Source organism: Undibacterium paludis (assembly GCF_022568815.1).
Taxonomy (GTDB): Bacteria; Pseudomonadota; Gammaproteobacteria; order Burkholderiales; family Burkholderiaceae_D; genus Undibacterium.
The window spans coordinates 29344-47729 of sequence record NZ_JAKZHX010000014.1 but is presented as its reverse complement, the minus strand read 5'-3'; the positions used below and the strand labels follow the sequence as shown (position 1 = coordinate 47729).

Below are 18386 nucleotides of genomic sequence, written 5' to 3'. Positions count from 1 at the left end.
TCAGACTTTGTGATGAGCAGCCCTGCCTTGCTTGCGGCCTGATGCAATCAGGGCCTGCTCTGGATTTACCCAAAATTCAAAATCAAAAACACATTTGCCTGTTCAGGCTGCCAACTTGAATACACGGACTGTGGACAACAGCATCTTGGCGTATTCCACCAGGTTATTGGTTTGTGCGGACTGCTCATCAAGTTGCAAACTGGTCACCTGGTTGGTTTTCTTGATCTGTATAGCACGATCAAGCAATTCTTCACTGGCCTTGGCCTGGTCCTGAGACTTGACGGCAATCTGCTGTACCGACTCCACCAATTCTGTCGTAGCATTCTGTGTTGCCTGCATCTGCAAACCGGCCTGCTCTGCCAGACGGCTGCCTTCCACAACCTGGGCAATGGCCGAATTCATGGTATTGACCGTATCGGATGTTTCCAGCTGGATGTTATTGACCAGGCCAGAGATTTGCAAAGTCGCCTGGCGCGCATTTTCTGCCAGCCTTTGCACCTCATCCGCAACCACCGCAAAACCGCGGCCTGCTTCACCGGCTGATGCCGCATGCATGCTGGCGTTCAGCGCCAGGATATGGGTACGTTCCGCAATCGCATTGATCAGGCCGACGGCACCGGAAATTTCCTGTGAACGTTCACCCAGGCGTTTGATCCGCTTCTCAGTTTCGCGGATGATTTCACGGGTGCTGTTAATACCGCCTACTGTACTGGTTACGGTTTCCATCGCCAGCTTGGTGGAGCGTATCGCATTGTCAGCAGCGCGATTGCAGTTCTGGGCCAGGTCGGCAATAGTGCGCATTTCTTCTGATGCTGTCGACAGTGACACCGTGGTGTGTTCCACTTCCAGCCTTTCTTCTGCCGCCGCAGCCAACACGTTATCTGACTGCTCTTTCACTTTCAGCGTCGCCTCGGTCACGTCGGCAGAAATATTACTTACATCGCGTAGCACCTTGGCTGTTTCACTGGTCAGCAGGTTGAGCGCATCGGATACCGCGCCGGTCACGTCAGCAGAAACAGGGACCTTGACTGTCAGGTCCCTGTTCGCCAGTTGCGCCACCGCCTGCAACAAGACCAGCACAGATTCGTTGAGCTTTTCATTTTCTTCTTCTATGCTCTTGCGGCTGGCTTCACGCTCATCCACCATCCTGTCGAACTGGCGCGAAAGTTTGCCGATCTCGTCGGGCAGTTTGCTATTGGCACGTACTGTTGCGTCGCCTTGCGTCAATTTCTGCATGACGCCAATCAGATGTGTAACCGGACGGGTGATACTGCGTGTCATCAGGTAAGCAATTGCACCAGCCAGCAGGATGGATGCAGCAGCCACCGCCAACAGGATATTTTTTGAATTCTGGTAAGTACTGTCGGCGGCTGCACCGTCCTTGTTCACCAGCCTGGTTTGATAGTCGATCAGGGTATCCATGGAAGTAAACCATTTTTCCTGGTCAGCCTGCAGATTCCCCAGAAGCCAGGCGCTGGCTTCGGCCTTCTTGCCTTCGGTTGCCAGACGCAGGAACTCCCTTTGCGCAACACCATATTTATTCCTGGCTTCAGTTGCCGTATCGAAGATGGCCTTCTCTTCATCACTGGCGATCAGCTTTTCAAAACCGGCAATATTGGCATCCTGATTCTGCCTGCGGGACAGAATCAGTTGCTGTTCTTTCTCTATCGCCGCAGCATCATTGAGCAAGAGCATATTACGCATGGAACGTGCGTTCGCATTGACATTACCGAGCATCTTGTATGCCAGCACTACCTTGGGATAGCTACCATCCACAATACGGTGCGTACCTTCATTGATGGACTTCAGGTTGGATGTAGCCAGCCAGGCTGTGATTGCCAGCAACAACAACACTGCGGTAAAACCCAGACTCAGCCGGGTACCAATATTCGGCGTACGTAATTTCATTTTGCTCTCCACAGGTGGAACATCAACAAAGAACAGTGAATCAGATTGTCGTGGTGCGAATTACCTGCTGTCGATCCGGGTCTAATTTGAAAATCAATATTGGAATTGGGCTCAGGAACTACGGCTGAGTTTTTCAAAAAAACTTTCGTGATTAAAATCCAGCCAGACCTTCTCGTCTTTCACGTAAGCTGCAGGTACATGCGCTTCCAGCGAAACCGGTAATTGCGGCATTTGCGTAATCGTGCGCAACGCAGTCAAAGGCTGGGGGTAACTGTCTATCAGCATGCCGACAGCATTTTCTGCCTTGTCCAGTATCAGGAATAATTTACCGGCAGTGATTTCCGAACGTCGGCCAGACAACACCAGGCCCAGGTCAAAGACAGGTACCAGATTGCCGCGCAAATTGATCAGGCCAAGCAGGTGGCTGGCCGCACCAGGCAAAGGTGCAAGCGCTTGCGGCCGTATCACTTCACTGCCAACCTCTGCCCTGATCAGCAGGTTGAGCGATCCGACACGGTAGCCGTAGCGTTTTCTTTCAATTACTGGCGCGGCATCGGTCCACAGCAAGTCACCCGGTGGTGTAAAGCGCTGCAAGGCAACACTGGGAGGCAGCCATTCCCTGGCCTGACCGGCATCGCCGGACGTAATTTGACTCATGACAACTCCGCTTGTAAATGACCTGCTACTTCCAGGCTTATGTCATCAGGCAGCGATTTTCAGTTGGTCGATGATCTGGTCAGCTGTGTAAGGCTTGGAAACGTAGCCTTTGGCCCCCTGCAACTGTCCCCAGATGCGATCAGCTTTTTGCGACTTGCTGCTGACAAATACGATGGGGATGTCCTTGGTCGCAGGGTCTTGTGTCAGGTTGCGGCAGGCTTCGTAGCCGTCCATCTCAGGCATGACGATATCAAGAAAGATAATGGACGGTTTTTCTGCCTTGGCTTTTTCCAGCGATTCCTTGCCGCTGGACGCTGTCACCACCAGATAACCTGCATCGGACAGTATGGATTTGATATTGGCCAGTTCAGCGCTGGAATCGTCAACTACGAGTGCTTTTTTCATGCTCATGATCAGCTCCTGAGAGTTTTGCTAAGCTATGTGCCCTGGGATCAGGACACAGGTACAAAAATCGTTTTTGAGACAGCTGTCTGTCGATCTGAATCAGGTCCCCATTGCCAGGTCATGGCCCTTGTCCATCGTGAAGATGGCATCATCTGTGGCCAGGATTTTTTCAACCACGGCGCGGAACTTCAGATGTTCCACAGGTTTGGTCAGATAGCTGCTGCACCCGGACAGCGAACCACGGATGCGATCAAATGGAGAAGACTTGCTGGTCAGCATGACGACTGGCGTGCGCTTGGTCTGAGGGTGACGGCGTATGATCTTGCAGATTTCGTAGCCATCAGCACCAGGCATGACGATGTCGAGGAAGATGATGTCATAAGCTTTTTTCTCAAGCATTTGCAAAGCTTGCTCACCGGTTTCAGCGCAGTCGGAAGCAATTTTCATGGACCGCAATTCCAGGTCTATCTTGATTCTGGCCGTAGGGCTGTCATCTACGATCAGGGCACGGTGAGCAGTTTGTAATACTGGCGCAGTGGTCGGTTTTTGCAACAAAGGCTGGGCCACGACCTGATCCGGCAATTCTGTCTGGGAAGCTGGAGATACAAGTGACGCTACCGTAGCGGTCGGTGACGGTGATGCTGGCAAAACCCGGTCCAGTTCATCAGCAACCTGGTCCAGTAAGGCCAGCATCTTGGTCGGAACCAGAGGGTGCAGCAGGTGATACTTGCCTGGCCTGGCCTGGCCGGCGTTTGAAATAAATACGGTGGCAGGTTCAGAAATATTGCGCGACTCTATCAAGGTTTGGAGAGCAGTCCGGGCCTGGATATTGTCTGGATCGAGGATGACAATGTCGGGGGCAGCGATCTGAGCAGCATCAAACAGTGCATAAGAATGCTTGCGACCACTGACCATTGTCAAGCTAAGTACGCTGCGCACCAGGCGTAACTCGTAATCAGACAGACCAAATACAGCAATGAGAATTTTCCTGGAAGCGCCCGCGAGCGCCGAAGACATGTTGTTCATGAGCGACCTGCCTCTTTACGAAAAACCGCCTATGCGGATTACGGTATCTGGCTACCCTGCCGGTCTTGCATTCACCTGCAAGAATGCGAGGGCCCTCTAGTTTTGCGTCCCATGCTTTCGTATGGTTTGCCCTTATACTGCGCCAATGATCCTGTTACCCCATACTCGATAAACTGAACACAGACACATCAACCACGGTGGCTCGTGACCACTGTTACCCCAATGTAGGTCAATTAATTGCAGGCTTCAAGGAAAAAGTTAACATTTTTTTGCTTTTCAATTTTCATTGCAAATTGAACAATAATTAGCGTGATCCACAGATTTTTACATACTTTGCCAACACGTCAGTGATGCCAGATTCCAGGCATTCGACGATCACTGCATGACCTATGGACACTTCCAGTATGCCGGGGATAGTCAGGAATTTACCGAGATTATCGAGGTTAAGATCGTGGCCGGCATTGACACCAAGACCGGCATCCTGGGCCCGTTTGGCAGCCTGCAGAAATCCCTGGAGTATCTGCTCCCCCTGCGCTGTACCAAAATGCTCGGCATAGGGTTCGGTATACAGTTCTACACGATCAGCACCGAGCTCTTTCGCCAGATGCAGCTCAGGGTTATCGTAGTCGACAAACAGGCTGCTGCGTATGCCCAGGGCTTTCAGCTCAGCCAGCACAGGGCGCAAAAAGTCTGCATCCCTGCGCAAATCCCAGCCATGGTCAGAAGTCAGCTGGTCAGGCGCATCCGGCACCAGCGTACATTGCGCCGGTTTGTTGCGTTTGACGACATCGAGAAATTCCGGCGCAGGGTAGCCTTCTACATTCAGTTCCACACCGCGCTCCTGACAGAGTAAGCCCAAGGTTTCCACATCTGAATAACGGGCATGCCTTTGGTCCTGACGCGGATGTAAAGTGATGCCATGCGCACCAAGATCCAGGCAACGGGCAGCAAATGCCTGTACATCGGGATAGTTACGGCCACGCGAATTGCGCAGCAGGGCGATTTTGTTGATGTTGATCGAGAGTGCGGTCATGGTGATTTCGAATTATGGGCAAGGTAATGAAAAAGCGTGTTTATAAATTTTTCTTGTTCAGGTTTCCATGATGGACTTGCCTGTCGTTTTGTACAAGTAGCACAGCGAGGTGATTTGTTGGTATATCTGTTTTGTTTTACAGAAAAAAAAGCCAGCACAACTGTGCTGGCTTTACTGTACAAACTCCAGGCGAGCTTACTGCTGGAACGCCAGCAACTGCGCGCCCTCAGTCACCTGGTCACCAATCGCATACAGGACTTCATCAATGACACCATCATGCGGTGCAGAGATGGTATGTTCCATCTTCATCGCTTCCATGATGAGCAGGGCATCCCCCTTCTTCACTTCCTGTGCCTTGTTGACGAGTACGGCGACGATCTTGCCTGGCATGGGCGCAGTCAGGCGGCCGGCTTCTGCCTCGGCTTCACCGGCATGCGCGAGTGCATCGATGTAATGCAGATCAGTATGCCTGCCCTGGCTGAAGACATGGACATGTTCACCATCGCGCACCACGGTCGCAGCGACAGTCTGGTCGGCAATCTTGATGACGATATCATTTTCATGCGCCAGTGCCAGTCTGACCTGTGCTGTCGATTCACCAGCCTGTACTTGCCAGCCATCGGCCAGATAAGTCACCTGCACATCATGCGTCTGCTCTTCTTCCGTGAATTGCAGGCTGCGTTGCATGAGACTGTTCATGCGCCAGCCGTGGCTGGATTGCCATGGGTCTGTGCCAGCAGATTTTTCTGAGTTCAGCAGGGACACGACTGCCAGAGCCAGCGTCGTCAGGCTGGCTGCTGCGGGTGCAGGGAACAGTTCTGCCTGATTGCGCTCTATGAGACCGGTATCCAGATCAGCGCCAGAAAAAGCCGTGCTGTTCACCAGACGCGACAGGAAGGCGATATTGCTGTGCAGGCCGACGATCTGGTATTGCGCCAATGCCTGACTCATGTGCATCAGTGCTTCTTTCCTGTCCTTGCCCCAGACGATCATCTTGGCGATCATAGGATCGTAGAAAGGCGAAATCGTATCGCCTTCACGCACACCACTGTCGATACGGAAAGCCGCAGGATCAGTCGTGCCACCAAGTTCAAAATTCACAGCCACCGGGGTGCGTGCATGGCGCAGCGTACCTATCGATGGCAGGAAGCCTTTTTCTGGATTTTCTGCATACACACGCGCTTCTATGGCATGACCATGGATCTTTAATTCATTCTGTTGCAGCGGCAATTTTTCACCGGCAGCCACACGCAATTGCCATTCAACCAGGTCAGTACCAGTGATCATTTCCGTGACCGGATGCTCCACCTGCAAACGCGTATTCATTTCCATAAAATAGAAAGAACCGTCCTGGTTGGCAATGAATTCCACAGTACCTGCACCAACATAGCCCACTGCTTTTGCAGCAGCCACAGCAGCCTCACCCATGGCAGCGCGGCGCTCTGCCGTCATGCCGGGTGCTGGTGCTTCTTCCAGTACTTTTTGATGGCGGCGCTGTACCGAGCAATCGCGTTCAAACAGATAAACGCAATTGCCATGGGTATCGGCAAACACCTGGATTTCTATATGGCGCGGCCTTTGCAGGTATTTTTCTGCCAGTACCTTATCGTCCCCAAAAGAGTTGATGGCTTCACGTTTGCAGGACGCCAGTGCATCCTTGAAGTCAGCCGATTTCTCGACAACACGCATGCCCTTGCCACCACCACCAGCACTGGCTTTGAGCAGCACCGGGTAACCAATACGGTCAGCCTCGGTTTGCAGGAAATCAGCGTCCTGGTTGTCGCCATGGTAGCCAGGCACCAGGGGCACATGGGCTTTTTCCATCAGGGATTTAGCGGCAGATTTGCTACCCATGGCTTCTATCGCCGAGGCTGGCGGGCCGATGAAGGCGATACCGTTTTTGGCGCAGGCTTCAGCAAACTCACTATTTTCAGACAAAAAACCATAACCCGGATGGATAGCCTGTGCACCCGTTGCCAGGGCCACTTCTATGATCTTGTCGGCACGCAGATAACTTTCTTTTGCAGCTGCCGGGCCTATCAGTACTGCCTCATCACAAACCGCGACATGCTTGGCATTGGCATCGGCTTCGGAATACACAGCGACAGTCTTGATGCCCATGCGGCGTGCGGTAGCAGCAACACGGCAAGCAATTTCGCCACGGTTGGCGATCAGGATTTTGGTAAACATGTCTCTAACCTTTTGGGTGGATGTATCAGTTGCGATAATTTTTCTTTACTCAGTCATCAGAAAAAGGCTTTGGCTTCCTCTGTGTCTCCATCTTTTCTCTTTGTGCTCAAATAAGCTCTGTGCTGAAGAAGTAAGGTCTTCTTCAAGAACAACTACCAGACTTAGCCTCAACCTTGCCACGCGTCTTCAAGCCCAGTTTATCCAGCAAAACACGGTCATCCTGCGCTTCTGGATTAGCCGTAGTCAGCAATTTATCGCCGTAGAAAATCGAGTTCGCCCCGGCCAAAAAGCACATGGCCTGCACGGCTTCACCCATCTGGCGACGGCCAGCCGACAGACGCACACGCGCCTTGGGCATGGTGATGCGGGCAACCGCTATCGTGCGTACGAATTCCAGCGGATCAAGCGGGTCAAGACCATGCAAAGGCGTACCCTCTACCTGCACCAGATGATTCACCGGCACCGATTCTGGATAAGGATTCAGGTTCGCCAGTTGTGCGATCAGGCCAGCACGCTGACGGCGTGATTCACCCATGCCGACGATGCCACCGCAGCAGACTTTCAAACCGGCATTGCGTACATGGCCCAGGGTATCGAGCCTGTCCTGGTACTCGCGGGTAGAGATCACATTGCTGTAAAACTCAGGCGCAGTATCGAGATTGTGGTTGTAGTAATCGAGACCTGCATCTTTCAGGCGTTGTGCCTGTTCTTCTTTCAGCATACCCAGTGTGGCGCAGGTTTCCAGACCCATGGCCTTGACTTCACGCACCATGGTTTCTACCTTTTCCATGTCGCGGTCTTTTGGCGAACGCCATGCTGCGCCCATGCAAAAACGGGTTGCGCCGTTTTCGCGGGCAGCTTTGGCTGCGTCGAGTACCTCGCGTACATCGAGAATTTTTTTTGCTTCTACGCCAGTGTCGTAACGGGCAGCCTGCGGGCAATAACCACAATCTTCTTCGCAACCGCCGGTCTTGATGGACAAGAGTGTCGCCAGCTCTACATCACCGTCAGGGAAGTTGGCACGATGCGCAGTCTGTGCCTTGAACATCAGGTCATTGAAGGGCAAATCAAACAGGGCCAGTACTTCATCCACGGGCCAGGTCTCGGCTTCGATCTTCTTGACCGGTGGCTGGAATTGCATGGCTTGCAAAGTCGTATCAGTAGCTTGCATCTTTGTTTCCTTTTACTTCAATTGACTCAAATCCAGATACGAGGCGGCCACTTCTGCCTTCTCATGATCAGGGACATTCAAACGGGGAATATGCCCCAGCATGGGCGCAACGATGCGTTCACGCAGGGCGTTTATATTTTCTTGCGGGTACAGCATGTTGGCATCAACAGTATTAGCAACCCAGCCTGCCAGCCTGAGGCCGCGGGCAACGATGGCTTCGACAGTCAGCAGCGCATGGTTGATGCAACCGAGACGCATGCCGACTACCAGTATCACCGGCAAGGCCAGCTCTTGCGCCATGTCTGCCGTCGTCACTTGCGCATTCAGGGGTACGCAAAACCCACCTACACCTTCCACCACGACGGCATCTGCCTGCTCGCGCAATTGCTGATAGCTGTTGACGATAAGCGACAGCTCTATCTTCACTTGCTCAAGCTCAGCCACGATATGCGGCGCTGCAGGAGTCTGCATCAGGTAGGGGCATACCAGGCTCAACTCTGTCTTGATGCTGGCAGCGGCGACCAGCATATCAACATCTTCATTATGCAAAATACCTTCATGCATTTCTGCCCCGGCAGCGATGGGCTTCATGCCCACAGTCTGCAAACCCTGAGCCTGCATCGCACGCAGCAAGGCAGCGCTGACCAGGGTCTTGCCTATCTCTGTATCTGTGCCAGTCACGAAGAAATCATGCAGCCGCTTTTGCATCAGGCCACCTCGGCAAAACATTGGGCGACATAACTCATCTGGTCAAGGCGGTTAATCGCCTGCACCAGTTGCAATACCTGCACTTCTGTATGCGCCGCCGACAGAGTGGCGCGCAGGCGCGCCGTACCGACAGGTACGGTAGGCGGACGTATTGCGCCTACCCACATGCCCTGGTCCATGAGGTTGCCGGCCACCCGCAACATGGCGGCATTGTCACCGATGACCACAGGCTGTACCGCCGTATCCGATGGCAAGGCGTGCCAGACCTGCAGATGCAGGCCATCGCGGAAGAGTTTGATCAATTTGTTCAAATGCGCGCGTCTTTGCTGGCCTTCTTCACCATCTATGATGTCTATGCTGGTCAGCAAGGCGTGTGCCAGCGCAGGCGCCGCCGCTGTCGTGTAGATGTAACTGCGGGCACGCTGCACCAGCCATTCGATGACGGTGGCATCTGCTGCGACAAAAGCGCCGCCGACACCGGCCGCCTTGCCCAGTGTGCCCATGTACACGAGATTGGGCGACTTGATATTCAGGTGCTCAAGCACACCACGGCCATGGGCACCGAGTACACCAAAGCCATGGGCATCATCGACGATGAGCCAGGCATCATAGCGTTCACAAATTGCCAGCAAAGGGCCAAGTTCTGCGATATTACCGTCCATGCTGAAAACGCTGTCGGTCACCACAACCCTGTGCTTGGTCTTGCATTGCTGGAGCATGCGTTCCAGCGCTGTGTAATCACCATGCGGAAAAACCTGCACGGCGGCGCGCGAGAGACGTGCACCATCTATCAATGAGGCATGGTTCAGTGCTTCAGAAAATACTGTGGTGTCCTTGTTGATCGCCAGTGCCGTGATGACAGCCAGGTTGGCCATATAGCCCGTGCAGAAATACAGGGCACGGACATTGTCTATATGCGGCGAGACAAATTCTGCCAGGCGTTCTTCCAGTACAGCATGGGCACGACTATGACCACTGATCAGGTGTGATGCACCGCTGCCGACACCATACAGGGCCGCACCTTCCTGCAAGGCAGCAGCCAGTTGAGGATGGGCGGCCAGACCCAGGTAATCGTTGCTGCAAAATGCCAGCAGGTCACGACCGTCGACTTTCATCGTTGGGGCCGATGGTGTTTCTACCGTACGTCGCTGACGTAGCAGGTGTTTCTGATCAAGTACCTCAAGTTCCTGTTGCAAACCTTGCACCAGAGACCTGCGCTGGGTGGCAATGCGTATGCCGGGATTGTTTTTACTAGCATCGGTCATGCCATTACCTCTTCAAATACTTGTCTGGTCTTACGTGCCAGCAGACTCAATTCATCCTGCTCCAGGATGTAGGGTGGCATCATATAGACAGTGCGGCCTATGGGCCGCATTAATAGTTCATGCTTCAGTGCCGTGGCAAAAAAGCGGCGTGAAAAAGTCGCCGTGCGTTCTGCATCATCAACCACGGCATCAAACGCCAGTATCATGCCTTGCTGGCGGAAATGAAGTATGCGTTCATCCTGTTTCAGTTCGGCAAAAGCAGCATGTAAAAATTCAGCCTTATGGCGATTCTTTTGCAAGACCTGATCATCTTCAAAAATCGCCAGGGTCGCCAATGCAGCACGGCAAGCCAGCGGGTTACCGGTGTAGGAATGTGAATGCAAAAAACCACGACGCATATCTGCATCATAAAATGCCTGGTACACGATATCAGTGGTCATCACCAGCGACAAGGGCAGATAACCACCACTGATACCTTTGGAAAGACACAGGAAATCCGGCCAGATATGCGCTGATTCACAGGCAAAGAAAGTACCTGTACGACCACAGCCAACAGCAATCTCATCGGCGATCAGGTGTACCTGGTACTGGTCGCATAATTCACGCAAAAGCTTCAGATAAACCGGATCATGCATGGCCATGCCGGTCGCGCATTGCACCAGTGGCTCTATGATGACGGCAGCGATCTTGCCTGCACGCTCCTGCAATTTGGCTTCCAGTGCAGCAGCGGCACGCCTGGCAACATCGGCGGCAGTTTCGCCAGCCCCTGCCAGACGCGCATCGGGTGAAGCGACGACATGGGCGCGCTGCAGCATGGGACCATAGGCTTCGCGGAACAGGCTCACATCAGTCACTGCCAGCGCACCCACGGTTTCACCATGGTAGCTGCCCTGTATGCAAATAAACTCCTGTTTTTCAGTCTGACCACCATTGCGCCAGGCATGGAAGCTCATCTTCAGGGCGATCTCGACGGCTGATGCACCATCGGATGCATAGAAACAATGGCCGAGGGCATGATTGCTCAGGGCCGATAATTTTTCCGACAATTCGATGACAGGCGCATGAGTAAAACCGGCCAGCATCGCATGTTCCAGCTTGTCGAGCTGGTCTTTCAGTTCAGCGTTGATGCGCGGATTGGCATGACCGAACAGATTGACCCACCAGGAACTGATGGCGTCAAGATAACGCTTGCCTTCCATGTCAAACAGCCATGCACCGCGGCCATGGCTGACGGGTATCAGCGGCACGGTTTCATGATGCTGCATCTGGGTACACGGGTGCCATACATGTTGCAGGCTGCGTGTTACCCATTCATTCTGTTGATTCAAATTATTTCCAGACATTTAACAAATTACATTCACCAGGCTGGCAACCCGCTCAAGCCACCAGCATTGCCTTCAGATGGTTTTCTATATGCATGACATGGGCTTTGGCAAATTCTGCCTTGCTTAGCTCGCCATACGCGAAATGTGGCTTGATCTCGCCAGCATGGCTCTCAAATTTCTGCAAGGCAGCAATCACCATGTCTATTGCTGCATTGGTCTCACCGCTATCGGCAATCACCGGCGCGCCGGGTATGGGCTCGCTCAGGTTATGCTTCATGGCACCGGCGACAGAAAATGCATAGAAGGCGGCACTGCCTGCCGTGTGTTGAAACGCTGCCGGTTTCATTTCAGGATAACCTGTCAGCGAATACTCTATGCTTTGCGCCAGATGCACAAACACTTTATACGGCGACCATTCTGTTTGACTGGTCAATTTGCCCGACTTCAGACTGGCAAGTTTTGCCTGCATGTCCGGTATCGAGGTCATCACGATCGTGGACTTGCGATAGCTCGCATAGCCCGCTGTGGCCAACAAGGATGCGGCAAGGGCAGTAAATACAAATCTGCGTTTTTTCATCTTTGCTCCCCTCGCTCAAGACATCTTTTCAAAGATTCACTACAACTGCTTTTAACTACCGGCCAACCAGCCTGGTTTACGCTTCTCCAGGAAAGACCGCACACCTTCACGTCCCTCGTCAGAAGCACGTATCTGCGCTATGCCTTCCACTGTGGCAGCAATCAGCGCAGGGGTCAGTTCGCGGCTGGCCACATCCTGAACCAGGCACTTGGCCTGCTTCACTGCATTCGGGCTATTGCTGACCAGGGCCTTGACAATTTCTGCCAGCTTGCCATCCAGTGCATCTGCCGTCACGACTTCATGCACGAAACCTGTACGGTGAGCTTCTGCCGCTGTGAAACGCTCGGCTGTGATGAAATAACGGCGTGCAGCACTCTCACCCATGGCCTTGATCACATACGGCGAAATCGTCGCCGGTATCAGGCCCAGCCTGACTTCACTGAGGCAAAAATTGGCGGTATCCACACTGACAGCAATATCACATGCTGCCACCAGGCCCATGCCGCCGGCATAGCAATCACCCTGCACTTTGGCAACGACGGGCTTGCTGCAGCTATAGATGGTGCGCAGCATTTCTGCCAGCTGGCCAGCATCCGCGAGGTTTTCCTCATGGGTGTAATCAGCCATCTTTTTCATCCAGTTCAGGTCAGCCCCGGCGCAGAATGCAGGACCGTTCGCGGCCAGCACAATAGCACGAATGCTGTCATTCGTATCCAAATCACGGAAAACACGGGTGATTTCAGCTATGGTGATTTCATTAAATGCATTACGTACATCAGGACGATTCAATGTCACAGTTGCCACAAAATCCTGGTAACTAAGCTTGATATTTTCCATTTTAGCAATTCCACATTATTCGTTCGTTGCCCTTACCTTGTTTTGGTAAAGCCGTTAGCTTCAAGAAATTCGCTGACCAGAGGTTCCCAGATTTTGCTGCCAGAGGCAAACAGGGTATGACCGTCTTTGGCAAACGGTGGCAGCAATTTGAATTCTGCCTTGCCGCCTGCTTTTACAAAAGCGGCATGCCATTCCTGGGAATGTTTGGGCGCAAAATACTGATCGTTTTCCGTATATATCCACAGCATGGGTACTTTGACACCGGCGCCGAATTCGCCATACATTTTTTCCAGCTTATAGGCTTGGCAAGGCTCGCCGGGGCGCTCGGCCGGGTTACCGCCGGAACCACCGGCGAAGTTGATGGCAGCGACCAGACCTGATGGATTTTTTGCCGCTACCGCCACGGTACTGTAGCCCCCCACCGACTGACCAACGACCAGTACCCGGCTGGCGTCGACATAAGCTTGTGTTTTGGCATACTCCAGCACCGCCAGGATTTCTTTGCTGGCAGCATCGGCCATGGGCGCATAATTCTTGTTATTGCAGCTACCGCTTTCTTCCGGATCAGGCGTGGTTCCCTTCTCACCATAGCCTATACGGGTAGGTACAAATACGGCAAAACCACGCTTTACAAAATACCTGGCCTGCTGGGTAAAACGGAACCTCGGCGATGCAGCGCGATTGGTGGCGCTACGACCATGATTCAAGATCAGGATAGGGAAAGGGCCATCGCCATCGGGTTTAAACTGGGTAATCACCACTTCACCTTTGATGTCCCGCCCGTATAAATCCTTGACTGCCACCGTGATGGCCGTCACCGACTCATGCAACTCGGTTGCCAGTTTGACCGTACCTGCATTTGCTTGCTCTTCTGCCTGTTTTTCTTCTTGCAGCGTGCGTGCCTGAGCCATCAGGCTGAACAGTGTCAACAGGACAAGGACCGGCATACGGACCGGCAGAAAGGGGTTTCGCATGATCCGGCTTACATCCTGAACACACCAAACTTTACATCCGGTATCGGTGCATTCAATGCCGCTGACAAACCCAGGCCCAGCACCATGCGGGTATCTGCCGGGTCGATCACGCCATCATCCCAAAGGCGAGCGGATGCATAGTAAGGGTGGCCCTGATGTTCGTACTGGTCCTTGATCGGTTGCTTGAAAGCTGCTTCTTCTTCGGTTGACCAGCTACCGCCTTTGCCTTCTATGCCATCGCGTTTTACCGTCGCCAATACACTCGCAGCCTGCTCGCCACCCATGACGCTGATACGGGCATTTGGCCACATCCACATGAAGCGTGGAGAGTAAGCGCGGCCACACATGCCATAGTTACCCGCACCAAAGCTGCCACCGATGATGACGGTGAACTTGGGCACATTGGCTGTCGCCACAGCCGTCACCATTTTGGCGCCATTACGGGCGATACCTTCGTTTTCATATTTGCGGCCCACCATGAAGCCGGTGATATTCTGCAGGAAGACCAGAGGTATCTTGCGCTGACAGCACAGTTCTATGAAGTGCGCACCCTTCAGGGCAGATTCAGAGAACAGAATGCCGTTGTTGGCAATGATGCCGACTGGCATGCCGTGGATATGCGCAAAGCCGCAGACCAGGGTAGTGCCATAGCGCGCCTTGAATTCATCGAAATGGCTGCCGTCAACGATACGGGCAATTACCTCACGTACGTCAAAGGGCTTGCGGGTATCGACCGGTATCACGCCATACAATTCAGATGCCGGGAACTTGGGTTCTTCGACTTCTTTCATGACCACGGTTTGTGGCTTCTGGCGATTCAGGTGCGAAACGATGGTACGCGCCAGCGACAGCGCATGCGTATCATTTTGCGCCAGATGATCTACCACGCCAGACAGACGGGTATGCACATCGCCACCACCGAGGTCTTCAGCACTGACGACTTCACCAGTAGCGGCTTTAACCAGCGGGGGGCCACCGAGGAAAATCGTACCCTGGTTCTTGACGATAATCGACTCGTCACTCATCGCCGGTACATAGGCGCCACCGGCGGTACAGGACCCCATGACTACGGCAATCTGCGGGATATCCTTGGCGGACATATTGGCCTGGTTGTAGAAGATACGGCCAAAGTGATCACGGTCAGGGAAGACATCATCCTGGTTGGGCAGGTTCGCACCGCCACTATCGACCAGGTAGATACAGGGCAGGTTGTTTTGTTCGGCAATTTCCTGTGCGCGCAAATGCTTCTTGACTGTCATCGGGTAATAGGTGCCGCCTTTGACCGTCGCGTCATTACACACAATCACGCATTCCTGCCCGGCCACGCGGCCTATGCCGGTAATGACACCGGCAGATGGGGCGGCATCGGCATCATTCTTTTCCTTGTACATGTTGTAGGCGGCAAGTTGCGAAAACTCGAGGAAAGGCGTGCCTGGGTCCAACAACATCTGCACACGGTCACGCGGCAGGAGCTTGCCACGCGCCAGATGCTTCTTGCGTGCTTCATCGCCACCGCCCAAAGCGATTTTGGCGATTTTATCTTTGAGGTCATCCACCACGGCTTGCATGGCAGCAGCATTGACCTTGAATTCTTCAGAGCGGGGATTGAGTTTGGAATCTAAAGTTGTCATTATCTTTTTCACTTTTCTGGAAAACTGCCATCCACGTAAAACCACTTGCCTTCATACCGCACAAAACGGCTGAGTTCATGCAGCCTGTGCGCCTTGCCGCCTATCTTGTAACGGGCAACAAATTCCACAGTCGCCGCATCACCATCGGCCTTGAATTTCTTTACTTCCAGACCCAGCCATTTGGTTGGGTCATCATGCGTGATACGTTCTTTGGGACAGGTTCTTTCATCCCAGGTCGCACGCAGATAGGCTTCATCATTCAGGGTATAAGCCGTATAGCGCGAACGCATCAATGCTTCTGCCGTAGGTGCCACAGCGGCACTGCTGATGTACTGGCCGCAGCACAAATCAAAATTTTTATTCGAGCCACAAGGGCATATGTATTTCATTTACTTACTCGCTTGCCATCCAGCACCATCACGACAAAATCAATTCGGGCAGATTGCGCATATCATCAAAGACCTGTCTGGCACCGGCGGCCAGAAGGGCATCAGCCTTGCTACTGCGGGTAAAGCCAATAACATGCATGCCTGCAGCCACACCTGCGGTCACCCCGGCAACCGTATCTTCGATGACTACGCAACGCTCTGGTTGCGCCGCCAGTGTTTTTGCCGCCAGCAAATACACGTCCGGTGCGGGCTTGGTCCTGGCCACATCCGTACCGCTGAACATCCTGCCTTCGAAATAAGGCAGCAAACCTGTGTGCCCCAGGGTAATCTGCATCTTTTTACCATCTGCACCAGATGCCACACAAAATGGCATGGCTGACAGTTGCAATCTTTTCAGTACCGGCTCAATTTCGGGAATGGCCTTGATCTGCTGACGCAAGGCTTCGTCCCGGCGTCTTTGAAATTCTTGCAGAAAATTTTCTGGCAACGTCATCCCCAGTTTTTCTTCTATGAACGGCATTTGCTCTTTCACGGAGCGGCCTATGAAGGTTTCATAGGTTTCACTCAGGGAAATTGCCCAGCCCAGTTCATTGAGACTATCCTTCAATACCAGATTGGTAATTGGCTCGCTATCAACCAGCACACCATCACAATCAAATGCCACCATATCAAAGCGTGTCTTCAATTTTTCTTTACCTTTTCTTCAGTCGGTGCGCCTGCTGCTTTCCAGGCAGTAAAACCACCGTCTATATGCGCGACATTTTCCAGGCCCATGTCTTGCACAGTCTTGGTGGTCAATGCACTACGCCAGCCTGCTGCGCAAAACAAAATAAATTCTTTTTTCTCGCCGAAGACAGGTTTGAAATAAGGTGAATCTGGATCAACCCAAAACTCTATCATGCCGCGTGGTGCGTGAAAGGCACCGGGGACAACGCCTTCACGTTCGAGTTCGCGGATGTCACGGACGTCAATGAACTGCACATTGGCATCAGCGAGTTTTGCCTGGGCTTCTGCCACGCTATAGGTTTTGATCTCGGCGTTGGCTTCGTCAACTAATTGCTTGTAACCTTTTTTCATTTCGTCGCCCTTATCTCAAAATTTCCTGGACATTCCCTACCATTGAAGGGGAAGGAGAAATTAACCAGCCAGCGCTCGCCCAATCAAAATCTTTTGAATATCTGAAGTACCCTCATAAATCTGGCAAACCCGCACATCTCGATAAATGCGTTCTACCGGGAAGTCGCTGACATAACCATAGCCACCGTGTATCTGGATCGCATCCGAGCAGACTTTTTCTGCCATTTCTGAGGCAAACAGTTTTGCCATGGCCGCTTCTTTGAGGCAGGGCTTACCTGCGTCTTTCATACTGGCGGCGTGCCAGATCAGTTGGCGGGCGGCCTCTATCTGCGTCGCCATGTCAGCCAGTTTGAATTGAACAGACTGGTGTTCAAAAATGGGCTTGCCAAAACTGGTTCTGTCCTTGGCATAAGCCAGTGCTGCTTCAAACGCTGCGCGCGCCATGCCGACTGATTGCGAGGCTATGCCTATGCGCCCACCTTCAAGGCCAGACAGGGCGATCTTGTAGCCCATACCCTCTTCACCGATGAGGTTTTCTGCCGGGATGCGGCAATTCTCGAACAGGATTTGTGCAGTGTCTGACGAATGCTGGCCCATCTTGTGTTCAATCCCGGCGACGATATAGCCAGGTGTACTGGTCGGCACCCAGAAGGCGCTGATACCTTTCTTGCCAGCGTCTTTATCAGTGACAGCCATGACGATGGCGACATCTGCATGTTTGCCGCTGGTGATGAATTGCTTGACACCATTGATCACATAATGATCGCCATCGCGTTTTGCAGTCGTGCGCAATTCAGAGGCATCGCTGCCTGCATGCGGCTCGGTCAGGCAAAAGGCACCCAGCATTTCGCCTTGTGCCAGCGGTGTCAGCCATTGTTTTTTCTGTGCGTCATTGGCATACATCATGGCGATGCTGCAGACCGGGCAATTGTTGACGGAGACTACGGTAGAAGTACCGCCATCACCGGCAGCGATTTCTTCGAGTACCAGGGCCAGCGACAGGTAATCCATGCCAGCGCCACCAAACTCTTCTGGCACGGCCACACCATAGGCCCCCATTTGCGCCAGTTCCTTTAATTCTTCTGCGGGAAAGTGATGTTCCTTGTCCCAGCGGGCTGCATTGGGTACCAGGCGCTCCTGTGCAAAAGCGCGCACGGCGTCGCGTATCATTTCGTGTTCTGGTGTGAGTAGCATGATGGTTCTGTTTTCTATT

The 18386-nt window shown here is 52.9% G+C and carries 18 protein-coding genes and 1 riboswitch; all 18 genes read right to left on the bottom strand.

From position 1 onward, the window contains the following. Positions 1-102 precede the first annotated feature (102 nt). The 18 genes from LZ463_RS22265 to LZ463_RS22180 all read right to left on the bottom strand — a co-directional run bounded on the left by LZ463_RS22265 (position 103) and on the right by LZ463_RS22180 (position 18367). Positions 103-1908 carry a methyl-accepting chemotaxis protein gene (locus tag LZ463_RS22265; protein WP_241458492.1) on the bottom strand — a complete coding sequence of 602 codons (1806 nt, stop codon included), beginning with the start codon at positions 1906-1908 and terminating at the stop codon, positions 103-105. Between the two features lie 111 nt (positions 1909-2019). Continuing rightward, complete coding sequence (locus tag LZ463_RS22260; protein ID WP_241458491.1) at positions 2020-2565, bottom strand: chemotaxis protein CheW; 546 nt, start codon at positions 2563-2565, stop codon at positions 2020-2022. 45 nt (positions 2566-2610) lie between these two features. Further along, complete coding sequence (locus LZ463_RS22255; RefSeq protein WP_241458490.1) at positions 2611-2976, bottom strand: response regulator; 366 nt, start codon at positions 2974-2976, stop codon at positions 2611-2613. A gap of 93 nt (positions 2977-3069) precedes the next feature. After that, entirely contained in the window at positions 3070-3996 is a 927-nt protein-coding gene (locus tag LZ463_RS22250; protein ID WP_241458489.1) for a response regulator, read from the bottom strand. 39 nt (positions 3997-4035) lie between these two features. After that, a riboswitch (cyclic di-GMP riboswitch) is annotated at positions 4036-4137 on the bottom strand. Positions 4138-4300: 163 nt separating this feature from the next. Beyond that, a complete protein-coding gene (locus tag LZ463_RS22245; RefSeq protein WP_241458488.1) occupies positions 4301-5029 on the bottom strand; it encodes a pyridoxine 5'-phosphate synthase in 729 nt (242 codons plus the stop codon). A 195-nt stretch (positions 5030-5224) separates the two neighbouring features. After that, complete coding sequence (locus LZ463_RS22240) at positions 5225-7219, bottom strand: acetyl/propionyl/methylcrotonyl-CoA carboxylase subunit alpha (protein WP_241458487.1); 1995 nt, start codon at positions 7217-7219, stop codon at positions 5225-5227. A gap of 142 nt (positions 7220-7361) precedes the next feature. Further along, entirely contained in the window at positions 7362-8390 is a 1029-nt protein-coding gene (gene bioB, locus LZ463_RS22235; protein ID WP_489686142.1) for a biotin synthase BioB, read from the bottom strand. Positions 8391-8402: 12 nt separating this feature from the next. After that, positions 8403-9098 carry a dethiobiotin synthase gene (gene bioD, locus LZ463_RS22230; RefSeq protein ID WP_241458486.1) on the bottom strand — a complete coding sequence of 232 codons (696 nt, stop codon included), beginning with the start codon at positions 9096-9098 and terminating at the stop codon, positions 8403-8405. Then, positions 9098-10363, bottom strand: a complete 1266-nt coding sequence (gene bioF, locus LZ463_RS22225; RefSeq protein ID WP_241458485.1) for an 8-amino-7-oxononanoate synthase — start codon at positions 10361-10363, stop codon at positions 9098-9100. The genes bioD and bioF overlap by 1 nt, the downstream gene beginning before the upstream one ends. Then, on the bottom strand, positions 10360-11706 hold the full coding sequence (gene bioA, locus LZ463_RS22220) for an adenosylmethionine--8-amino-7-oxononanoate transaminase (RefSeq protein ID WP_241458484.1): 1347 nt from the start codon (positions 11704-11706) through the stop codon (positions 10360-10362). The genes bioF and bioA overlap by 4 nt, the downstream gene beginning before the upstream one ends. 34 nt (positions 11707-11740) lie before the next feature. Then, on the bottom strand, positions 11741-12265 hold the full coding sequence (locus LZ463_RS22215; protein WP_241458483.1) for a DUF1569 domain-containing protein: 525 nt from the start codon (positions 12263-12265) through the stop codon (positions 11741-11743). A gap of 51 nt (positions 12266-12316) precedes the next feature. Then, positions 12317-13102, bottom strand: coding sequence for an enoyl-CoA hydratase/isomerase family protein (locus LZ463_RS22210; protein WP_241458482.1), 786 nt, complete (start codon positions 13100-13102; stop codon positions 12317-12319). Positions 13103-13134: 32 nt separating this feature from the next. Continuing rightward, positions 13135-14076, bottom strand: a complete 942-nt coding sequence (locus LZ463_RS22205; protein ID WP_241458481.1) for an alpha/beta hydrolase family protein — start codon at positions 14074-14076, stop codon at positions 13135-13137. 8 nt (positions 14077-14084) lie between these two features. Next, positions 14085-15707, bottom strand: a complete 1623-nt coding sequence (locus LZ463_RS22200; protein ID WP_241458480.1) for a carboxyl transferase domain-containing protein — start codon at positions 15705-15707, stop codon at positions 14085-14087. An 8-nt stretch (positions 15708-15715) separates the two neighbouring features. Continuing rightward, positions 15716-16096, bottom strand: coding sequence for a YchJ family protein (locus tag LZ463_RS22195; protein ID WP_241458479.1), 381 nt, complete (start codon positions 16094-16096; stop codon positions 15716-15718). A gap of 28 nt (positions 16097-16124) precedes the next feature. Next, the gene (locus LZ463_RS22190) at positions 16125-16781 is read right to left on the bottom strand and encodes an HAD family hydrolase (RefSeq protein ID WP_347176288.1); all 657 of its coding nucleotides are present in this window, start codon (positions 16779-16781) and stop codon (positions 16125-16127) included. Further along, complete coding sequence (locus tag LZ463_RS22185) at positions 16778-17173, bottom strand: rhodanese-like domain-containing protein (RefSeq protein WP_241458478.1); 396 nt, start codon at positions 17171-17173, stop codon at positions 16778-16780. The genes LZ463_RS22190 and LZ463_RS22185 overlap by 4 nt, the downstream gene beginning before the upstream one ends. A 60-nt stretch (positions 17174-17233) precedes the next feature. Next, positions 17234-18367, bottom strand: coding sequence for an acyl-CoA dehydrogenase family protein (locus LZ463_RS22180; protein WP_241458477.1), 1134 nt, complete (start codon positions 18365-18367; stop codon positions 17234-17236). Positions 18368-18386: the final 19 nt, after the last annotated feature.